Raw genomic sequence first — 17,014 nt, 5'->3', positions numbered from 1 at the left:
TCATGCGCACCATTCGCATCCACGCCGATCTACCGCTCATTCCGGGCGCTGAACTGTCACTGCCGGCGCAGGCCGGCGAGCACGTTGCCCGCGTGTTGCGACTGGTGGCAGGAGATCCGCTGACCCTGTTCAACGGCGACGGCAGCGACTACCCGGCCAGCATTCTCGCGGTAGGCAAGCGCGAGGTCACGGTACGGATCGATTCAAGACAACAGCTGCACAACGAGTCGCCACTGTCGCTGACCTTGGCGCAAGGCGTGGCGCGCGGCGAGAAGATGGATCTGATCGTGCAGAAAGCGACCGAGCTGGGTGTCGTGCGCATCGTACCGCTGCTGACCGAGCGCTCGGAAGTGAAGCTGGATGCCGCACGGGCCGAGAAGCGCTTGGCGCACTGGCGCGCGGTAGCGGCCAGCGCCTGCGAGCAGAGTGGCCGCGCATGCTTGCCCGAGATCACCCCGGCATTGCCGCTGCCGATCTGGCTGGACAGCCTTGCCACGGACGGCGCACTGCGTCTTGCGCTGCTGCCCGAAGCCACACACTCATCCCGCGAACTGCGTTTCGCGGCAAGCGGCGGCGTGCTGGTAGTCGGACCGGAAGGAGGGCTGGGCGAGCGTGATACATCGGCGCTGACCGCCGCGGGCTTCGAAGGCTTGCGACTGGGGCCGCGCATCCTGCGCACGGAGACCGCCGGGCTGGCCGCCCTCGCGGCCCTGCAAGCATTGCACGGCGACGGTTAGACCGTCGCCTGTTGCAACCGACCTCAGTCTTCGGTGTCGAAGGGTTCCGAAACCTCGGCAGACTCGCCGGATTCCGTCGCCGCGGTCAGATTCGCATCATCGAGCAGGTCCAGCAGCTCGGCTTCGAGCCATTCCAGGTCGGGGATCATCGCCACGTCATCGCGCACCAGCACTTGGGCACGCACACCCGGCGGCAGCGCACTGCCGTCGTGAGTGGGAATGATCAGCTCGGCATTCAACGTGGTCAGACGTGGAAAACCCTGGGTCAGCACGGCGATGAACGGCAACCTGGGATTGCCGCCAAGCGCCTTGAGCACGGCCACGCGCACACTCAACTCCGCATCGCCTTCCTCGGTTCCCGCCAGCTTCGTGAACGACACCAGCGGCACGCGCCAGCCACGCCAGGCAATGCGTCCAAGCAGCCAGTCCGGCGCGTCGGCCACCGGCTCGGGTTTGCTCTGAGTGATCACCTCGGCGATGGTGGCATTGGGCAACAGCAGACGCAGGTTGCCTACGGGCACCAGAACGCAGCGGATTTCACGCGGCAACGGATCACTCATGGAAACACCTCGATCAGATGCGCCGCCAACTCAGGCGGCGTACCGGAAAAACTGACCAGTCGTTCGGCGAATATTCCGCTGACCATGTCGGCAAAATGTTCACCGGACGACGACTCTACCCAGACCCGGCCGCCGCGATCATGGATCGCCTGCGCACCAGCAACGGCGTCGTTGCCGCGCCCGGCAAAAATGATCGCCAGCGCATCGCGACCGAAGGCATTGGCCGCCATGGTCAGGCTGGCGTCGATCGAGGGATCCGGAGACGCATCGGCGCCGTTTGCCAGCAGCTCGATCTTGCCATCGCGACGCACCCGCACCTGATGCCCGGCTGGCACGACCAGAAACTCGCCGACTCCGGCGCGCCCACCCTGTTCGGCCAGGCGAACCGGCAAGGCGCAAGACGCAGCAAACCGTTCCACCAGCGCCACGTCCGATTGCTCGCCCAGGTGCTGTGTATGCAGGAAGGTCAGCCGCGTGGTCGCCGGCAGCGCTGCCAGAAAATCGCAGACGGAGTCGGTTCCGCTGACCGCCGCACCAAGCACCACGATCCGGCTCAGCGCCGTACCGAGATCATCGAGCAGCATCTCATGGTCATGCACATAGGCCTGCGGCGCGATCGCCTCTTCCATCGATACCAGCTCCAGGCTCATTACCGCTTCGACCCCGGCTGCCATCGGCTCGACATCCGGCGCAAGGAAGTCGGCAGCGCTCAATTTTTCGATGCCGAATGCTGCGGCATCGGGCCTTCCAGCTGCCACTGCCGCAGGCGGAACAGCGTCGTCCAGCAGCGCCCAACCTTCGGGCGCGCGCGCGGACGAAGCTACATCGCGCAGAACCGGCTCAGCTGCCGTGGCGGGTATGGTCGTGATCGATGAATCAGTCGGCGTGGAGAGCTGCAGATGAGCGGTCTCGAACGACGATGTCGGCATGTCCGGCAGGGTTTCGGCGTTCGACACGGACCAGGACTGGGCCAGCGACGCCTCGGACTCCGGCATTGCCAACGCCGCGCCGAAATTGCCGTCATGCAGTGGCGGCAACTCCTCGTCATCGAGATAGAGCAGACCGGAGCCGGCGCCTTCCTCCTCGTCGGAAGGCAGTTCGCCGGAAGCCAGCAATGCCTCCAGTTCAGCCGCCAGGTTTTCCGACTCGGCGGTGGCGGTTTGCTCGTGCTGCTCCGGGTCGTCGTGCATGAGGAAATCGGGTTCCGATTCCGATTCCGGTTCCGGTTCCGGCTCCGGCTCCGGCTCCGATTCCATTTCCATGGCCGCGGGCTCCGCGTACGGCTCGACCGGCGGTTGGCTGGCAGCAGCAACCTCGACGATCGTGACCGGCACTTCTACCGGTACGGTATCGCGCGGCACCGATTCCAGCACGGCTGTCTGCGGCGCTTCGACGACTCGGGCATCCTCGGGCCGTGGCGGGTCGACATCGCCCACCGCCAGGACCTTGACCGCCAGGTGACGTGCCCAGCGGGCGCGGTCCCAGCCGACCAGCGTACGGCTGGCATGCGCATCGTTGAAGACCACGCGTGGCCGATTGCCATCGATCACCTCATACAGTTGGTCGAGCGCATCGTCGGCGCTGTCGTCCAGGTTGACCACCAGCACATCAGCGCCCACCTGCTGCAGCAATTCGCGGGTAATGCTGGACACACCGCCTTCATGGACAATGCGTGCACCGCGCTCGTGCAGCGCCTCGCGCAATTGCGCGCCCAGTTCGGTGTCGTCAAACAGCAGAGCGACTGCCGGAGCCGTATCAGTCATGAACCAGCTCCGCCGCGCGCTGCTCCAGTACTTCACTGATCTGCACCAACAGCTCGGCTTCCTGATACGGCTTGCCGAGATAACGATCCACCCCGATGTCGAATGCCCGCTGGCGGTGCTTGTCGCCGCTGCGCGAGGTGATCATGATGATCGGCACATCGCGCAACCGCGGATCGGCCTTCATGTGGGTAGCCAACTCGTAGCCGTCCATGCGCGGCATCTCGATGTCGAGCAGCATCAGATCCGGTACACGCTCGTGCAGCTTCTCCAGTGCGTCGACACCGTCCTTTGCCGTGCTGACCTCGTATTCGTGACGTTCCAGCACACGGCCGGTGACCTTGCGCATGGTGATCGAGTCATCCACCACCATCACCAGCGGCCGCACCTGCACTTCCTCGATGATCGGTGCCTGCACGGCACTGAGGCCTTCGGCAAGACGCTGGTCGCGACGGATGATGCCGTGACGGACCAGCGGTGCCAGATCCAGAATGATCAGCACCGAGCCGTCGCCCATGATGGTCGCGCCAAGCAGGCCTGGCACCGAACTGATCTGTGGGCCGACCGACTTGACCACGATCTCGCGTGAGCCGAGCACGGCGTCGATCCGGATCGCCGCACGCAGGTCGCCCGCGCGGGTCAGCAGCAGCGGCTGCTGTTCGCCCTCGGCCGGGAGCCCCGGCGGCAGGCCCAGCAACTCGGCCAGATCGTGGATGCCGTACTCTTCGTTGCCGTATTGGAACGACGGCTCATCGGCGCTAAGCAGGACGGTCAGGTCATCCGGACTGACCCGCGCAACACCTTGCACCGAGGTCATCGGGATCGCGAACGTCGCCTCACCGATGCGCACCAGGATCGCCTGGGTCACCGCAAGAGTGAATGGCAGGCGCAGCACGAACGTGGTGCCCTTGCCCTCCTCCGACTCGATCGAGAGCGAACCGCCAAGCTGCTTGATCTCGTTCGCCACCACGTCCATGCCGACGCCACGACCGGCCAGCTGGGTGACCTTGCTTGCCGTGGAGAAACCGGTCTGGGTGATCAGCGAGAGCAGTTGGTTGTCGGTTGGCTTGGTCTCGGCACGCAGCAGGCCGCGCTCGATGCCGCGCTTGCGGATAGCTTCACGATTCAGCCCGCGACCGTCATCGCTCACCCTGATGACCACTTCGGTGGCTTCGCGCGCAACCTGGATATGCACGGCACCTTCGGCCGGCTTGCCAGCCTTGCGGCGTTCGGCCGGAGTCTCGACGCCGTGCGCGATCGCGTTGCGCAGCATGTGTTCGAACGGCGCCTTGATGCGGTCGAGCAGGTTGCGATCCATTTCGCCGTGGGCACCGTCCACGTAGAGCTGGGCGTTCTTGCCCTGCTCCTGCGCAGCCTGACGCAACGTGCGGCGCAGATTCGGCACCATCGTGTCGAACGGCAGCATGCGCGTACGCAGCAGGCCGTCCTGCAGTTCGGTACTTACCCGCGATTGCTGGATCAGCAGTGTCTCGGCCTGACGCGTCAGCTCGTCCAGCATGTTCTGGATGGACACCAGATCGGAGACCGACTCGGCCAGCGCACGCGAATACTGCTGCAGCTGCGAGTAACGATCGAGTTCGAGCGGATCGAACACGGTCAGACCCGCTTCGCGATGCTCGCGCTGGAAGCGCGCGATGATCTGCGCCTCGGTTTCGATTTCCAGCATGCGCAACTGGCTGCGCAGGCGTGCCACGGTCTGCTCGAGTTCCACCAGGTTGAAGCGGTAGCCGGCAACCTGCTGCTCCAGTCGCGAACGGTAGATCGCCACCTCGCCGGCATGGTTGACCAGACTGTCGAGCAGATCGGCGCGGACGCGGATCTGTTCCTGCGAGGAGCGTACTTCCTCTTCCATCTCCGGCAGCAGCTCGGGCAGATCGAGTGCATTGATCGGCAACGGCGTCACTGGCAACGCGGTGACCCGCGTAGGTGCGATGTCCGACTCCGGCATGGCAACGGCAGCCAATATCGCATCGTCGGTCAAGGTCGTTTCACCAGCCAGTATCAGCAGATGATTGATCATGGCCTGCGGGTAATCCGGCGTCTGGCCCTGGGATATCTGCTGCACCAGCGAGTGCAGCTGGTCGAAACTTGCCTCCAGCGCGGGGATCAGCGCGCCGGTTTTTGTCTTGTCGCGAATCGGCTTCTCGAGGAGGGTTTCGATCGCGTGGGAGAGATCGCCCACCGGCACCAACCCCGCGATTCGCGCGCCACCCTTGAGGGTATGCAGGTCGCGCTGCAACTCGGCCACGTGTGACAGCTCGGTCGGCTCAGCATGCCATTGCGCCAGCACACTGTCGGCGTGGTCGAGGATTTCGCGCGCCTCGTCAATGAATACTTCCAGCAAATCGGCGTCGATCTGGCCGGAACCTGCCAATGCATAGGCCGGCTCCCGGGTTGCTTCGGCGCCGATTTCATCCGCTTCCTCATCGGATGCAGCTTGTTCGGCGGCCAGCTTCTCGGCGGTGGCAAGTTCCGCGGCAGCCCGCTCGGCTGCCAGCTTCTCGGCGGCAGCGAGTTCCGCGGCAGCCCGCTCGGCTGCCAGCTTCTCGGCGGCAGCGAGTTCCGCGGCGGCCCGGTCCGCTGCCAGCTTCTCGGCGGCAGCGAGTTCCGCGGCAGCCTGCTCCGCTGCCAGCTTCTCGGCGGCAGCGAGTTCCGCGGCGGCCTGCTCGGCTGCCAGCTTCTCGGCAGCAACGAGTTCCGCGGCGGCCTGCTCGGCGGCTGCCCGTGCCGCACTGGCTTCCGCAGGTTCAAACGCGTCCAGTGCAGCTACCAACTCAGCTGCCACCTCGGCGTGATGCGCATCGTCCGGACTGATCTCCTGCGGCCGGCCGTTATCGGACAAGGCCTCGACAGCAGACTGCCCTGCCTGCGCCTCGGCTTCCAGCATGCTTGCATCCAGCGAGGCGGCCATGGCCGCTTCGCCAGTATCGATATCCTCCGTCGCCACAGCATCCGCTTGCTCCACCTCGTCGGCGCGCGGCTCGTAAACAACGTGCGCCACCTGCGACTCGGGGTAGTGGTCGCGCATCTCGATGATCTGTGCGGTCAGCGCATCCGCGTTCGGCAGCTGCGGTTCGGCGGCATCGAACTGACCCATCACGTGATCGACCATGTCGACCGACTGGCCGAGCAGGTGCACGCCATCGGATGGCAGCGGCAGGTTGGCTGCACGCAGACGCTTGAACAGCCCCTCCAGCGGCGACAACAGTTGGGTCAGCAACGGAATGTCGACCATGGCGATCGCGCCATGCAGAGTGTGTACGGCGCGCAGCAGTTCTTCACCAATCGGCAGCTCGTTTCCGCTGCGCTGGATGGCGGCGCGAATGGTCTGCAGATACTGCGCCACTTCGCTGCGCAGGATCTCCAGCAGCACCGGATCTACTGGCGGCATCACCGGCAGGGCAATCGCCGGCTCGGACTCGGTCCATTGAGGCGCTGCGGCAGCGGCTTGCGCATCGGTCAGACTGGCTTCCGGAACAGCATCCGCCATGGCATCCAGGCGCGGCACACGGCGGCGCACGATACGACGAACCGTTTCAGTGGCCAGCGGTGCGTGATCTTCCAGACGCAACTGATTGCCCGCGGCCAGCTGCTCGGCGGTATGCATGATTGCACTGAGCGGTACTGCAGGCGTGCCCTCGCCCTTGAGCGCAGCCAGCAATGGCGGTAGCGCCTCGATCGCGTGCCGCACCAGTGCCTGCACGTTCTGATTCGGCTCGATCGTGTTGTCGAGCACACGGTTGAGCATGTCCTCCACTTTCCACGCAAACTCGCCGAGCACACCGGCACCGACCAGGCGGCCCGAACCCTTCAGCGTGTGGAACGAACGGCGGATGCTGATCAGTGACGAGGTCTGCGCCGGATCCGCCAGCCAGAGCTGCTCGGCGCCGCGCAGGTTGTCGATTTCCTCCTGCATCTCTTCCAGGAAGATCTCGCGGATATCGTCGTCGATGCCCTCCGCGTTGATGTTGAAGCTGGTATTTGCGGCCAGCGCATCGCGCACGGCCACCTGCTCGAAAACTTCTTCCTCGACCTCAGTCCAGTCGCCTTCCTGAAGATCCGACGCATGGTCCTCCAGCATGGCGGGCGCGGTCGCCTCGGTCTGGGTCAGGCGCAATCCATCCAGATCGTGGGCGGACGCGACATGCGGCTCGGTGTCGCCCACGAACAGGTGGCCCAGATCGCTGCCAGGAAGCAGGCTGACGGACTCGGACAGTTCCGGATGCTCTTCGTACTCGATCCCGGGGCCGGCAGTGGCCTGCGGCGCCATTTTTGGCGTTTCGACCGTTTCCGTCGTGGATACCGCGCGCGCGGCTGGCACCGGCCAGTAACCGAGCTGGCCAAGGCTGTGCTCGGCCACGTCAAGGATATGTTCCAGACCACCGCGGTGTTCGCGTGCGGCTTCGAGGTAATACTCGAGCGCCGCCAGCGCATCCGCCAGGTGATCCATCTGCGTACCGCTGGGAACGCGTCGATCATCCAGCAGCTCATAGCCAATGAAACGGCCGACACCCTGGGCCAATTCTGCGGGCCGCGGCGACGACAACATCCGCATGGCGCCGGCAACCTCGTCCATCAGAGACTGCGCACCGGCGAGACGGTCGTGTTCCCAACCGGACTCGACGAACGCGACGATCGCCTCCTTCACCCTGCCGGTATTGCCAATCGCTTCCTGCATCAAAGTGGTGACCACGCCCAGCGCTTCGCTGCGTGGCAAACCATGCATGGCGCCGCCGGCGCCTGATTCGTCCTCGGAACCGAGGCTCTCGATGTGATCGTCCAGCGATGCCTCGACGTACAACAACGCACCAGCCACGTCGAGCAAGGTCTCCTCGTCGGCGGCGCGCATGCGGTTGGCGATCTCGTCGAGCACTCTGCGCTGTTCGGTGACCACTCGGCGCGGCACGGCCAACGCGAGCATCCCCAGTGTGTCGCCGACGCGCTCGAGCACTTCGCCTTGCGCCGACAGTTGTGCTGGATCACCGTCCTGCTGGCGCAGGAACAGATCCAGCGCTTCCTTGACCCGCAACAGATCGTCCTTCAACGCGCGCGATACTGAATCGAGCAGCGCGCGGTTGTGCCCGGCCATCGAGCCACGGGCATGCTCCAGCTCACCGGCATCCGGCAACAGGCTGTCCAGTGCATAGGTGGTCCGCAGCAGTTCCATCTGCGGACTACGCTGCTTGGCCTGAGCCACGATGTAGAGCAGCTTGCACGCCACATCGTCCGCCTCGCCACCGCGCAGGGCGACCTCACCCTGCTCGATCAGCAGGCGGATGTTGCGGTCGACCTTGCCGATCAGCTGGCGCACTTCACCGGCGTAACCCTTGAGTGCACCCTGTTCGAGGCCTTCCAGCACACCGGCGGCAATCCACCAGAGGCGCCGGCCATGCACGTGATAGCAACGCGCACTGATCGCCAACAGGGTCTTGCGCATGCCGATCAGCTGCTGCGCCGCATTCTGCCCGCGGAACCAGCCGAGAAGCTGCTGCTGGAAGCGCAGACGCAGGTCCACCAACTCGCCACGGTGCGCTTCGGCATACGCCTCGCTCATCGCGGCGGGCGCCTGCTCGGGCAGGAACGCGTCCAGATTGGGGTGGAACATCGCTGACTCGGTCAGCGGCTCCTGCTCGCGACTGGCACGCAGGTCGTTGAGCAGCGGCAGCAATACCACCGGCACATCGCGATGGCCGCTGGACAACCGCTCGAGGTAATCGGGCAACTGCATCAGGCCACGCATCAGCGCGGCATACGCTTCCTCGCGATAGGTGATGTGATCTTCGAGCAGCGCAATCGCAAGCGCTTCCATCTCCGCGGTCACCATCGCGGCACCATACAGCTCGACCATCTTCAAGGTGCCATGCACCTGATGCAGATGATCCGCGCAGGTGCGCATGAAGTCGCGCTTGCCCGGGTTGTCGACGTAGGACTCCAGCGCCTCGCGGGCGATCGACAACGTATCGTCGAGCTCCGGCTTGACCCACTGCAGCGTGGTGAAATCGATGTGGTCTTGAAGTCTCATGCGCCTCTCTCAGCGGTTGCATCATGCAAGCATCACGCAACCAGCGAGACTGCCCCCTGTCTTGTGCTTGTCTCAATCGGGCTGACATCAGCCCGGCCGATATCAACCCGGTAACTTGAAATGCGCCACCGAGCGCCGCAGGTCGCTCGCCAGTTGCGCCAACGTACCGATCGAGTCGGCTGTCTGGCTCGCGCCCTGCGAGGTCTGCGAGGTAATTTCCTGAATCGCGTTCATCGAATGCGAGACATCCGTCGCCGCTGCGGACTGCTCGCGCGCCGCCGTGGAGATGTTCTGAATCAGTGCGGAAAGATCGTGCGAAACGCGCTCGATGTCACCCAGCGCGCTGCCGGCGTCTTCCGCCAGACGCGCACCGGCGACCACCTCGGCGGTGGTCTGCTCCATCGAGTTCACCGCTTCATTGGTATCGGACTGAATCGTCTGCACCAGCGTCTCGATGCGCTTGGTCGCGCTGGTCGAACGTTCCGCCAGTCGCTGCACTTCGTCCGCCACCACCGCGAAACCGCGACCCGCCTCACCGGCCGAAGCCGCCTGGATCGCCGCGTTCAACGCGAGGATGTTGGTCTGTTCGGCAATGTCGTTGATCAGTTCCACGATCGAGCCGATCTCCTGCGAGGATTCGCCCAGCCGCTTGATGCGCTTGGAGGTCTCCTGGATCTGGTCGCGGATCGAATCCATGCCCGAGATCGTCTCGCGCACCACTTCGGCGCCGTGCGAGGCGATCTTCACCGAGCGCTCGGCCACGTCGGCCGATTCGGCGGAGTCCTTCGACACGATATCCATCGAGCTCACGATCTGGTTGATCGCCGAGGTCGCCGAACTGATCTGCTGCGCCTGCTGCTCGGCCGCATCGGCCAGATGGCGGGCGGTAGTCTGGGTCTCCTGGGCCGACGACGACACCTGTTCGGAGGTCTCGTTGATGGTGGTTACCAGTGAACGCAGCTCGTCGATGGCGTAGTTCACCGAGTCGGCGATCGCGCCGGTGATGTCCTCCGATACCGTCGTCTTTACGGTCAGGTCACCTTCGGCGAGCGAGCCCATCTCGTCCAGCAGGCGCATGATCGCCTCCTGGTTGCGCTGGTTGAGCTCGGTACTGCTGGCGAACCGGCGGCGCTGATCGCGCACCAGCGTGATGACCAGCAAAAGTGCGAAGGCCACGGCAGCGATCGCGCCGAGCAGGCCCCACCAGACGTTCGGGAACAGCCGACGCAGCGGCAACTTGCCGATCTGCTCGGACAGGTCGTTTGCACGCAGCAGCACGGTCTGCGAATCCAGCGAAGCCTGGTTGCCGGCGTGCTTCACGTCGGCCAGGTTGCCGGCGGCGGCTACCAGTTTGGCCACCGGGTCGGCCAGGGTGGTCCAGCTGGCGTCCATGTCCGTAAGAATCTTGCGTGCATTGGCGTCGCCGATCGGCTTCACGCCGCTATCGGGATTGCCCGCGATCAGTCCCTTCAGAACGCTGCCATACAACTGCGCATCGCGGGAAAGGCCATCGGCTGCCGACTGGGCGGAATCGCCACCCTGCAACACCTCCTGCACGCGGCGGATGATGCGGTCAGCAGACAGCATCTGGCGGGAGGTACCCAGCATCTGTTCGGAACTGCCATTGCGCTGCTGCAGGATGTTGACCACCTGTTCCATGCTCGAGTTGAGCAAGGGCATCTGCTGCGACAGCGTGTTGGCACGCTGCCCGGAATCGAGCACGACGGCCTTGTTGGAGAGGATCTTGCCGATATCGGTGTCGAGCTGTTTCCAAGAGGCGTCAAGCGCGCTTACCGCGCGGCCGGCAGGCGTGGCATTGTTGTCTGCATAGGGCTGCATGCCGCTCTTCGGGTCACCCTTGTTCAACCGCTGCACCGCCGAGTCGATGCTGTTCCGGGTGCTTTCGAGCTCCTTGAAGGAGTCGGTGTTGCCGTCTGCCGATTCCAGCGCGAATTTCGCCGTCTGCTGCGACAGCACCTGAATCTGCGTGGTCAGCGCGATCGCCTGGCGATCCTCACCGTTCTTCTGGTTGAGCAGGAAGAAGTCCAGTGCCGCAAAGCCGATCGCAACCAGCAGCAGGACAATGAGTGCGGTGTAACCGCGTTCCCTGCTGACGCCCCCTGTAGTACTCATGTTCACCTCATCCGTCTAACTAATACGTTGCCGGCTCAGCATCCATCGGACGCGAGTACTGGCCAGGGAATTGCGGTCCCAAGTTTCCGGCCCCAACCGGCGCCGGCCCTTCACATTGCTGCAGTCCGACCTGGCATCAGGCCGCGGCGTGCCGAAAATCTGGTGCGCGTACCAGCCGGTTCATGCTGAAAATCGCCAATTGCTGTTCGCCCACCCTGCTCTCGACGAACCGGGTGAGGCGCGGATCATCTTCGTGTCCGGCCTCGCGGCGCTGTTCCTCATCTACGGTCCGCTGACCGAACACCTCGTCCACCAGCAGCGCCACGCTGCCGCCGCCCTGGCGCACTACCAGCAGGCGGGTGCGATCGGAGTGTTGCGTGCGCTCGCCAAACAGGAAGCGGGCAAAGTCGATCACTGGTACCAGGTTGCCGCGCACGTTGGCTACGCCAAGCAGCCAGGGCTGGGTACCCGGCACAGGAGTAAGCACGGGCACCGCCAGCAATTCGTTGATTTCGTCGATGCCACTGACCAGCAAGCGCGAACCAACCCGAAAACCGATGCCACGCCACAGCCCCGGAGCCTCCAGCTTGTCCTGCGTGTCGGACGCGTGCGCCAGCGACAACCGCTCGTAGCGAGCCAGAATTTCGAAAGGGGTACGGTTGACGGACTGGTTCATGTCTTGCTCGGCAACAAATCGTTGATGCAGGCCAGCAGTTCCTTCTCGTTCACCGGCTTGGTGATGAACGCGCGGGCACCCTGGCGCAGGCCCCATACGCGGTCGGTTTCCATCGACTTGGTGGTGATCATCACAATCGGCACCACCGCCGTGACCGGATCACGGGTCAGGGTGCGGGTCGCCTGGAAGCCATTCATGCCAGGCATGATCACATCCATGATGACAAGGTCGGGCAGCTCGGCGCGAACGCGTTCGATGCCTTCTTCAGCGGTGCTGACGGCGACAACCTGATGCCCTGCCCTTTCGAGCAGCGTGGTAAACACGCGCACGTCGGTCGGCGAGTCGTCGATAATGAGAATAGTGGCCACAGGTCCCCCTCAGAATCTGCAGTCAGTGGTTCGATACCGTGCTGACATGGCGATGAATGGCACCAAGCAACTCGTCGCGGGTGAACGGCTTGGTCAGATACTGCTCGGCACCCACGATACGTCCACGCGCCTTGTCGAACAGGCCATCCTTCGAGCTCAACATGATCACCGGCGTGGCGCGGAACTGGGGATTGTTCTTGATCAGCGCGCAGGTCTGATAACCATCCAGCCGCGGCATCATGATGTCGACAAAGATGATGGCAGGCTTCTGGTCGGAGATCTTGGCCAGTGCCTCGAACCCATCGACGGCGGTCAGCACCTCGCAACCCTCTTTCTTCAGCAGGGTTTCCGCGGTGCGGCGGATGGTCTTCGAGTCATCAATCACCATGACCTTGAGACCAGCCAAGTCGTTAGCGCTCACGTTCAAATTCACTTACTCCCCCTGCGGCCCGCCCCGAGCTCAGGATAGGCACCAAGACATGCAACAGCCATGCCGTGTAGTGCGCATATAAAAAAATACCGAAAACGAACCATCCGACACCCGCTCTACGGCGGTCATCCCAGGCTTTGTTGTTTACTGCCTGCCCGCCGAGACTGTCAAGCGATAATCACCGTTGCTACCTGCCACCCGCACAAGATGACCCATATTGGCACCATCTGGCCACTGGCGACAGCAGCAGCTCGCATCAGGTTGTCGATGGCGATAGGGTCCAGCGACCATCCACTTTAGTATAGCCATCTGACGATTCACGCCTGCCCGCATGATGTACGGATCAGGCCACCAATGGAGAACCATGATGACCCTTTCGGTCGGCGTGCTGATGGACCCCATCAACACGATCAAGATTGCCAAGGACACCAGCTTTGCGATGCTGCTGGAGGCCCAGCGCCGCGGCCACTCGCTGCATTACCTCGAGCAGGGCGACCTGGCGTTGCGCGACGGTGCACCGTGGGCACGGATCGCCCCGCTCGACGTGCGCGAGGATCCGCAGCACTGGTTCACGCTGGGGCAGCCGCAGTGGCGCGACCTGCGCGAACTCGACGTCGTGCTGATGCGCAAGGATCCGCCCGTCGATGCGCAGTTCATCTACGACACCATGGTGCTGGAAGCGGCCCAGCGTGGTGGCGTCATGGTGGTCAACGACCCGCGATCACTGCGCGACTGCAACGAAAAGTTGTTCACGCTGGCCTTTCCGCAGTGCATCGCGCCGGCCCTGGTCGCACGTGATGTGGGCGAGCTGCGTCGATTCACTGCCGAACACGGCGAGGTGGTGCTGAAACCACTGGACGGCATGGGCGGACGCGGCATCTTCCGGGTCAAGGCTGGCGACAGCAACCTCAATTCGATGCTGGAGACCCTGCTCGGCGGCAATGCCTACGGCAAGGGGCGGCAATTGGTGGTCGCGCAGAAATACATCCCGGAGATCAGCGCCGGCGACAAGCGCATCCTGGTCATCGACGGCAATCCCGTGCCGTATGCGCTCGCGCGCATCCCGCAGGGCGACGATTTCCGCGGCAATCTCGCGGCCGGCGGCCGCGGCGTCGGCATACCGCTGTCCGAGCGCGACCGCTGGATCGTGGCCCAGGTGGCACCGGAACTGCGCCGCCGTGGGCTGCTGTTTGTGGGGCTGGACGTGATCGGCGACTACCTGACCGAGATCAACGTCACATCCCCGACCTGCGTGCGTGAGCTCGATGCGCAGTTCGGGCTTAACATTGCCGGCCAGCTGTTCGACGTCATCGAGCAGCACGTCATCGGAACCCGCGCCGCGTGAGCACCACTGCCACTGTTTCCTCTGCACCGAACCCCATCGGTGCCACCCTGCTGTTCTCGTTGCTGCTGCACGGCGTGCTGCTGCTGGGCATCACCTTCCAGTTTGTGAAACCCACCCCCAGCCTGCCCACGCTGGATGTAACACTGGTCAACGTGGCAAACCAGGAAGCGCCCGACAAGGCGGATTTCCTGGCCCAGGCCAACAACCGCGGCGGCGGTCAGAGCGATCGTGCTGCACGGCCGTCACAGATGTTCTCCGGCGCGCTGCCCAAGCCCGATCCGGGCATCGCCGCTCAACCGGTCGATGCCGCGACCCCGCAACCGCGCGAGGCCACGCCGACGCGGATGGTCACCACCAGCGGCGCCACCGATTTCACCGTGTCCAGTGACACTGCACAGACCGAAATCGATCCGCAGGATCACACCCCGACCGCAGCCGAGCTGAAGCGCCAGCAGGCGATCGCCCAGCTGGCCGCCGAACTGCGCCAGCAAACCGAAGCCCTGGCCAAGCGGCCGAAGAAGAAATTCATCTCGGCCAACACCAAGGAGTACGTCTACGCCAGCTACATGCGCGGCTGGTCGGACCGGGTGCAGCGGATCGGCAACCTCAATTACCCGGACGAGGCGCGCCGGCGCCGGCTGTATGGCGATCTGCTGCTCACCGTCGGGCTCAATCGCGACGGCGGCATCAAGAACATCACGATCATCAAGAGTTCCGGCCACCCGTTGCTGGACGCCGCCGCCGAGCGCATCGTGCGGCTGGCCGCGCCATTCCCGCCGCTGCCCAAAGACGCCAACGTGGACGAGCTCTACATCACCCGTACCTGGCAATTCCTGCCTGGCGACGTCTTGCGCAACAAATAGGCTCCTTTCACTCGGGATTCGCGCGCGTCCCGGCGCCAGTCGGGCTTACAATGACGCCATGGTCACCACCGCACCGAACACCCTCACCGGGCATTTCCTGATCGCCATGCCGAACCTGGCCGATCCACCGTTCTCGCGTGGCGTGGCACTGCTGTGCCAGCACGATGAGGATGGTGCGGTCGGCCTGCTGGTGAATCAGCTGTCCGAGTACCGGCTTGGTGACGTGCTGGCCCAGATGAAACTCGAATGCATGGATAGCGAGTTGGCCGACTCACCGGTATTGATTGGCGGTCCGGTGCAACAGGAACGCGGTTTCGTGCTGCATCACGAACCTGGCGACTGGGAATCCAGCTACCGCATCAATCCCGACTGGTCGGTCACTACCTCGCGCGACATCCTGGTCGCGATGGCCGCCGGCGAAGGCCCGCGCCAGGCCGTCATGGTACTCGGCTACGCTGGATGGGATGCCGGCCAGCTGGAGCAGGAACTGATGGCGAACGCGTGGCTCACCACCGAGGCCTGCGGCCGGGTGGTGTTCGACACGCCGCTGGAAGAGCGCTGGAGTGCTGCCGCCGGACTGGTCGGGGTCGACCCGCGCCAGTTGTCCGGCTACGCGGGCCACGCATGAGCTGTGCGTTCGGCTTCGACGTCGGCAGCCGGTTTACCGGCGTGGCGATCGGCAATACCTTCACCGCCAGTGCGCGGGCCTTGGCCACCGTCACGGTCCATGATGATGGCCCGGACTGGAGCCGGCTCGACGCCTTGCGCCAGGAGTGGCTACCCGACACCCTGGTGGTCGGCCTGCCACTGACCCTCGAAGGCGCCGAGCAGCCCGCCAGTCGCCGCGCACGCCGTTTTGCCGCCCAGTTGCAACAGCGCTACAGCCTGCCGGTGATCTTCGTCGATGAGCGCCACAGCTCGCGCGAAGCCGCGCAGCGATTTGCCGCCGCGCGCGCCGCCGGACTCAAGCGTCGCCGTGACGCGGCCAGCATCGACGCCGAAGCCGCTGCGGTCATTCTCGAGCGCTGGTTGAGCGGAGACGCTTTGCCGTCAGCCGACATCGGGCACTGAAACACGTCACTTCCCTCTACCCTCAGACCTGCCGCCATGAGCCCTCGCCTGCGCCACCTGACTACCCTGGAAAACCTCCCGCGCGAAACGATCGAGCGCCTGCTTGACCGCGCCGAGGCGCTGCGCGACGCGTGCGCCCACGGAACCCGCAAGCTCGACGTGCTGGTTGGGCGCACCGTGCTGAATTTGTTCTTCGAACCCTCCACGCGCACCCGCACGTCGTTCGAACTGGCCGCCCGGCGGCTTGGCGCCGACGTGATCAACTTCGATATCGGCCTGTCCTCCACCAGCAAGGGCGAGGAACTGTTCGACACCCTGCATACGCTGGAAGCGATGCACATGGACGCGATCATCGTGCGCCACAAGCAATCGGGTACGCCGGATGAACTGGTGCGCCACGCGATGAGCGGCGTGTCGGTGATCAACGCCGGCGACGGCAACCACGCGCATCCCACCCAGGGTCTGCTGGATGCGCTGACCATCCGTCAGCACCGGCCGGATTTCGAGAACCTCAGCGTGGTGATCTGCGGCGACATCAAGCATTCGCGGGTGGCGCGTTCGGACATCAACGCGTTGAGCACGCTTGGCGTCAAGGAAATTCGCCTGTGCGGGCCAGCCGAACTGATGCCGACGACGGAGGACGTTCCGCAAGGCCGCCGCGTCGATGATTTCGACCAGGCTATCAAGGACGCCGATGCCGTCATCATGCTGCGCCTGCAAAAGGAGCGCATGGCGTCCATCGACCTGCCCGACGAAGCGGCGTATTTCACCCATTTCGGGCTCGATCGACGCCGACTTGCGCTCGCCGCCAAAGGGTGTCTGGTGATGCATCCGGGGCCGATCAACCGCGGCATCGAGATCGCCTCGGACATTGCCGACGGCGCGCAATCCCGCATTCTCGAACAGGTGGGCAACGGCGTATTCGTGCGCATGGCCGTACTGAACGAAGTGCTGGCCCGCTGAGCCGCCTGCCAGCGGCTGCGGGCGTTGGCGCCGCGTCGAATCGCCAGCCTTCTGTTGCAACGTCG

At 64.4% G+C, this 17,014-nt stretch carries 13 protein-coding genes; 6 read left to right on the top strand and 7 right to left on the bottom strand.

The window, feature by feature from the left end; genetic code table 11:
* The first annotated feature begins 2 nt into the window (after positions 1–2).
* Positions 3–737 (top strand): 16S rRNA (uracil(1498)-N(3))-methyltransferase, encoded by a 735-nt coding sequence (locus EAH75_RS13425; RefSeq protein ID WP_140652248.1) that lies wholly within the window; start codon positions 3–5, stop codon positions 735–737.
* Between the two features lie 23 nt (positions 738–760).
* Here the strand turns inward: EAH75_RS13425 and EAH75_RS13420 are convergent, their stop codons facing one another.
* From EAH75_RS13420 to pilG, 7 genes are all read right to left on the bottom strand, one after another.
* Entirely contained in the window at positions 761–1,297 is a 537-nt protein-coding gene (locus tag EAH75_RS13420) for a chemotaxis protein CheW (RefSeq protein WP_140652246.1), read from the bottom strand.
* On the bottom strand, positions 1,294–3,060 hold the full coding sequence (locus EAH75_RS13415; protein WP_140652244.1) for a chemotaxis protein CheB: 1,767 nt from the start codon (positions 3,058–3,060) through the stop codon (positions 1,294–1,296). Before EAH75_RS13415 ends, EAH75_RS13420 begins: the two co-directional genes overlap by 4 nt.
* Positions 3,053–9,100, bottom strand: coding sequence for an Hpt domain-containing protein (locus EAH75_RS13410; RefSeq protein WP_140652242.1), 6,048 nt, complete (start codon positions 9,098–9,100; stop codon positions 3,053–3,055). Before EAH75_RS13410 ends, EAH75_RS13415 begins: the two co-directional genes overlap by 8 nt.
* A gap of 102 nt (positions 9,101–9,202) precedes the next feature.
* Complete coding sequence (locus tag EAH75_RS13405; protein ID WP_140652240.1) at positions 9,203–11,233, bottom strand: methyl-accepting chemotaxis protein; 2,031 nt, start codon at positions 11,231–11,233, stop codon at positions 9,203–9,205.
* A gap of 136 nt (positions 11,234–11,369) precedes the next feature.
* The gene (locus EAH75_RS13400; protein ID WP_140652238.1) at positions 11,370–11,909 is read right to left on the bottom strand and encodes a chemotaxis protein CheW; all 540 of its coding nucleotides are present in this window, start codon (positions 11,907–11,909) and stop codon (positions 11,370–11,372) included.
* Positions 11,906–12,277: a response regulator gene (locus EAH75_RS13395; protein WP_140652235.1), complete on the bottom strand. Its 372-nt coding sequence runs from the start codon at positions 12,275–12,277 to the stop codon at positions 11,906–11,908. Before EAH75_RS13395 ends, EAH75_RS13400 begins: the two co-directional genes overlap by 4 nt.
* Positions 12,278–12,299: 22 nt before the next feature.
* Positions 12,300–12,665 (bottom strand): twitching motility response regulator PilG, encoded by a 366-nt coding sequence (gene pilG / locus EAH75_RS13390; RefSeq protein WP_189440842.1) that lies wholly within the window; start codon positions 12,663–12,665, stop codon positions 12,300–12,302.
* Between the two features lie 409 nt (positions 12,666–13,074).
* Between pilG and gshB the strand changes: the two genes are divergently transcribed.
* The 5 genes from gshB to EAH75_RS13365 are packed head-to-tail and all read left to right on the top strand — an operon-like array spanning position 13,075 to position 16,949.
* Positions 13,075–14,052 carry a glutathione synthase gene (gshB, locus tag EAH75_RS13385; protein WP_140652474.1) on the top strand — a complete coding sequence of 326 codons (978 nt, stop codon included), beginning with the start codon at positions 13,075–13,077 and terminating at the stop codon, positions 14,050–14,052.
* Entirely contained in the window at positions 14,049–14,915 is an 867-nt protein-coding gene (locus tag EAH75_RS13380; protein WP_140652231.1) for an energy transducer TonB, read from the top strand. The genes gshB and EAH75_RS13380 overlap by 4 nt, the downstream gene beginning before the upstream one ends.
* Before the next feature lie 58 nt (positions 14,916–14,973).
* Positions 14,974–15,543, top strand: a complete 570-nt coding sequence (locus EAH75_RS13375; RefSeq protein WP_140652229.1) for a YqgE/AlgH family protein — start codon at positions 14,974–14,976, stop codon at positions 15,541–15,543.
* Entirely contained in the window at positions 15,540–15,986 is a 447-nt protein-coding gene (ruvX, locus tag EAH75_RS13370) for a Holliday junction resolvase RuvX (RefSeq protein WP_140652227.1), read from the top strand. The genes EAH75_RS13375 and ruvX overlap by 4 nt, the downstream gene beginning before the upstream one ends.
* A 36-nt stretch (positions 15,987–16,022) precedes the next feature.
* Positions 16,023–16,949 (top strand): aspartate carbamoyltransferase catalytic subunit, encoded by a 927-nt coding sequence (locus EAH75_RS13365; protein WP_140652225.1) that lies wholly within the window; start codon positions 16,023–16,025, stop codon positions 16,947–16,949.
* Positions 16,950–17,014 lie beyond the last annotated feature (65 nt).

It is taken from the genome of Rhodanobacter glycinis (assembly GCF_006438785.1).
Taxonomy (GTDB): Bacteria; Pseudomonadota; Gammaproteobacteria; order Xanthomonadales; family Rhodanobacteraceae; genus Rhodanobacter; species Rhodanobacter glycinis_A.
This window is presented reverse-complemented; position numbering and strand designations above follow the sequence as displayed.